This window comes from Vibrio sp. 1288 (assembly GCF_033344475.1).
The window spans coordinates 1-908 of sequence record NZ_JAWPOX010000244.1; the positions used below are offsets into that span (position 1 = coordinate 1).

Annotated in this window: 1 protein-coding gene; it reads left to right on the forward strand. The window is 42.3% G+C overall.

Features of this window, described 5'->3' with window-relative positions; genetic code table 11:
• Nucleotides 1–115: 115 nt before the first annotated feature.
• Nucleotides 116–908: tRNA 2-thiocytidine(32) synthetase TtcA (gene ttcA / locus R8O11_RS25980; RefSeq protein ID WP_318194709.1), on the forward strand; the 793-nt coding region annotated here is incomplete at its 3' end.

The following is a 908-nucleotide window of genomic DNA, read 5'->3' on the forward strand; positions in this document are numbered from 1 at the left end:
TATCCTTCAATACAAACATTTAATCCTGCTGCAAAAGCCCGTATAATCCACGCCCCAAAGAAACCCATGTTAGGAAGTCCTACTGTCGATTTTATCGGCGATGTGAGAGCCCGCAATGAACCAGAAAGATACAAGAAAAGAAACCCTTGAATTCAACAAGCTTCAAAAACGTTTGAGAAGAAATGTTGGAAATGCCATTACAGATTACAACATGATCGAAGAAGGCGATGTTGTCATGGCATGCATAAGCGGTGGTAAAGACTCATTTGCGATGCTCGATATCCTGTTGAATCTACAAAAAGCGGCACCAATCAAATTTGAAGTGGTTGCTGTTAACCTAGACCAAAAACAACCTGGTTTCCCAGAGCATATTTTGCCTGAGTATTTTGAGACGCTGAATATTCCTTACTACATCGTAGATAAAGACACATACTCAGTAGTTAAAGAAAAAGTGCCAGAAGGTAAGACAACGTGTGGTCTATGTTCTCGTCTACGTCGTGGTACGCTTTACTCATTTGCTGAGAAAATCGGCGCAACAAAACTTGCACTTGGTCATCATATGGATGACATCGTAGAAACGATGTTCTTGAACATGTTCCATGGTTCTCGTTTGAAGGCAATGCCACCAAAACTACGCTCTGATGATGGTCGTAACGTGGTTATTCGTCCGCTGACTTACTGCCGCGAAAAAGACCTGATCAAATACGCAGAGCACAAAGATTTCCCAATTATTCCTTGTAACCTATGTGGTTCTCAAGAGAACTTGCAGCGCCAAGCAATCAAAGCAATGCTGATTGATTGGGATAAGAAGACGCCAGGACGCGTAGAAGCGATTTTCAAATCAATCCAAAACGTAAGCCCAAGCCAATTGGCAGACCGTGAGTTGTTTGATTTTGTAAACTTGCCGC